We start from the raw sequence: 3,057 nt of genomic DNA on the forward strand, positions 1-3,057 counted from the left end.
CGGTTGTGGTCGACGGGGTGCGGGCACGTGCACAGTAGGGGCATGTTGATCCGCATCCCCACGCCCGGCGACGTGCTGGGCGTCGCGAAGTCCACCGTCGGCTGGGCGGTGGAGTCGGCCACGACCGCGGCGACCGCGCCGGCCAGGGTGCTGGGACTGGTCGATCAGGTGGAGATGTTGCTGCGCCGGGTCAACACCATCGTCGACGGGGCCGAGGAAACCCTGGCGCGCACCGACCGCACCGTCGGCGAGGTCGAGGAAGTGCTGCGGCAAGCCCGCAACACCGCCGATGCCGCCGCGGGCACCGTGGCCGAAGCCGCGGACATCTCCGCCGGAGCGCGCAAGCTGGTCGCGGAAGCCGGTGGAGTCAGCGCCGACGCCGCGGACACCGTGCGCGATGTGCAGAAGACCGCCGCGGTGGCCGACGAACTGCTCAACACCTACGAACCGGTGGCGCGCCGTGCCGCGCCGATGGCGCAGCGGTTCGTCGACGAGCTCTCGCAGAAAGAGGTCGATGCGGCGATCCGGCTGGTCGACGAGCTGCCGGTGCTCACCGAGCACGTGCTGTCGGACGTGCTGCCGATCCTGCGCACGCTGGACAAGGTCGGCCCGGAGATCCACGAACTCTTGGAAGTCACCCACGACGTGCGCCGCGCGATCGTCGGCATTCCCGGTTTCCGGTTCTTCCGCCGCCGCGGCGAGGACCGGGTCAGCGAGGAGGAAGTCGGCAAGCCGGCCGCCGACCACTACCAGCCGCGCCCGCCGGACGAAGCCGAAGCTCGCTCCACCGGCCGCTGAACGGGCAAGATCTTCCACTCGAACGAGCGATCATGGTGCTCGTGCCCGGCGGGTTTTCCACGGGTGCGGCTAGATTCGCCCTCGGCGTAGTTCACTACGCAGTCGGCGTGATCACCGGTTGCCGCCGGGATCACCTCGTGGGGTGTCCGGCGAAGTACTCCCCCTCTCTTCGCCGGACATCTCCCGCCGCCCGGTGGGCGACCGCGGGAGAACGTGGCGCTACTCCGACGTTTTCGCCGCTTCCGCGTCGAGTTCGCGGGTCAATTCGGTGATCCGCGCCGCGGACGCGTCCCAGCTGGTCGCTTCGGGCTGCAGGGTGAGCACCACCATGATCCGCTCGCGGTCGCCGTGCCGCACGGTTCCGGTGCTGTGCATGGCGGGCCGCTGCAGATCGATCCGCTCGTCGGGGACCTTGCGGCGGCTCTTGCCGTTGACGGATTCGTTCGGGCCGGGGCCGAAACCGGACCAGCCCTGCTTGACCGCTACCGGGTGGTCGGTGCCATCGGGCAGGCCGAAGCCCTGGTCGAAGCCGTCCGAGGCGAATTTCGTGTACTCGCCCAGGTTCGCCAGCACGTATTCCCCGACGCTGCCCGAACTGCGCAGGTAGTCGTAGATCCGGACCACGTCCGCCGCGGTGATCGCGGTGTAGCCCCACATCTCCGGATCGCGCGGCGGCGCGGTGTCGACCAGCCCCATTTCCGCGACCATCCGTCCGACCACGTCGTTGCGCCCGCCGCGGTCCCAGAGCTCGCTGGCCGCGTCGTCGTCGCTGGCCCGCAGCATCGGCTCCAGCAGGACGCGGTCGGCGTCCGGGACCGGACCGTCCAGCCGCAGCAGGTGGTCCACCGCGATCAGCGGTTTCACCAGCGATGCGGACCGGATCTTGTCGTCGGCGTGCCGGGTGCGCAGCACTTTTCCCGTCACGGCATCGACGACGAGGTACGCGGCGCGCATGCCGTCCGGTATCTGCTGCATAGCCGCTCCCCGCCGTCGACCGTTCGCCGGATGGACCCTAGCAACGCGGGACGATCAGCGGCTTCCCCTCGTGGTGTCAGGTTTTCCGGAACGAGCGGGCGGCCGCCAGGAAAGCGTCGTTCTCCGCGGCGCCGCCGATGGTCACGCGGGTTCCGTCCCCGGCGAACGCGCGCACCACCACCCCCTCGGCCATGCAGTGCTCGTTGAACTCCTGCGTCCGCTCGCCCAGCGCGAGCCACACGAAGTTCGCCTGCGTCTCCGGAACGTCGTAGCCGAGCGCGAGCAGGTCGTCGCGGACCCGGACGCGTTCGGCGGCGACCGACTCGCACCGATCCTTCAGCTCGTTGCCCGCGTCCAGCGAGGCCAGCGCGGCGGCCTGGCCGACCGCGTTGATGCTGAACGGGATGCAGACCTTGCGCAGCGCTTCGATCACGTGCTCCGGGCCGACCGCGTAGCCGACGCGCAGGCCCGCCAGCCCGTACGCCTTCGAGAACGTCCGCAGCGACAGCACGTTGGCGTACCGGCGGGACAGCTCGATGCCGTCCGGCACGTCGGGGTCGGTGACGAACTCGCGGTACGCCTCGTCGAGCACCACCAGCACGTCCGACGGCACCGCGTCCAGGAACCGCTCCAGCTCGGTGCGGCGCAGCGCGGTGCCCGTCGGGTTGTTCGGCGTGCACACGAACACCAGCCGGGTCGCAGGCGTGATCGCGGCGGCCAGTGCGTCCAGGTCGAGCGCGTGCCCGGTGCTCAGCGGTACTGGGACCTGCCCGGCGCCGTGCACCTGCGTGACGATCGGGTACGCCTCGAACGAGCGCCACGGGAAAACGACCTGGTCCTCGGCGGTGCAGGTGATCTGCACGAGTTGTTCGCACAGCGCCACCGAGCCGCAGCCGATGGCGATTCGCTCCGGCGCGACGTCGAGGCGCTCCGCGAGCGTTCCGGTGAGCCGGGTCGCGCCCATGTCGGGGTAGCGGTGCACGTCCGCGGCCGCGCGCGCGATCGCCGCCTCGACGCCGGGCAGCGGACCGGCTGAGACTTCGTTGCTGGCCAGCTTGATCGCACCGGGGACGGTGCGGCCTGCGACGTAGGCGGGCAGCTGGTCGAGGTCTGCGCGGATGCGGACGGTCATGCACGCCTCCTTGGTTCGACGTACCGCGAGCGACGGTGTCGCCCGCCAACTCTAGAGCGCGGTGCGGCTCTGCGGTGGCACCCCGAGCGGCGCCGATTCGCGCGTGTTCGACATCCGCGGGCGACTTGTCGGTTCCTGTGCGCTGCGGACGC

At 70.7% G+C, this 3,057-nt stretch carries 3 protein-coding genes; 1 reads left to right on the top strand and 2 read right to left on the bottom strand.

Features of this window, described 5'->3' with window-relative positions:
• Positions 1-798, top strand: a 798-nt coding sequence (locus tag IJH84_RS02920; RefSeq protein ID WP_367268940.1) for a hypothetical protein, incomplete at its 5' end; no start/stop codon positions are given.
• Between the two features lie 219 nt (positions 799-1,017).
• On the opposite strand, the gene IJH84_RS02925 is transcribed toward IJH84_RS02920, so the two are convergent.
• Entirely contained in the window at positions 1,018-1,773 is a 756-nt protein-coding gene (locus IJH84_RS02925) for a hypothetical protein (RefSeq protein WP_295139889.1), read from the bottom strand.
• A gap of 76 nt (positions 1,774-1,849) precedes the next feature.
• A complete protein-coding gene (gene hisC, locus IJH84_RS02930; RefSeq protein ID WP_295139891.1) occupies positions 1,850-2,905 on the bottom strand; it encodes a histidinol-phosphate transaminase in 1,056 nt (351 codons plus the stop codon).
• Positions 2,906-3,057 lie beyond the last annotated feature (152 nt).

It is taken from the genome of Saccharopolyspora sp., assembly GCF_017434145.1.
Lineage (GTDB): Bacteria > Actinomycetota > Actinomycetes > Mycobacteriales > Pseudonocardiaceae > Saccharopolyspora_C > Saccharopolyspora_C galaxeae.

Bases quoted from the DNA above. Each gene is read 5' to 3' on its own strand.
- IJH84_RS02925 (WP_295139889.1), bottom strand. From the start codon at position 1,773: ATGCAGCAGATACCGGACGGCATGCGCGCCGCGTACCTCGTCGTCGAT.
- hisC (WP_295139891.1), bottom strand. From the start codon at position 2,905: ATGACCGTCCGCATCCGCGCAGACCTCGACCAGCTGCCCGCCTACGTC.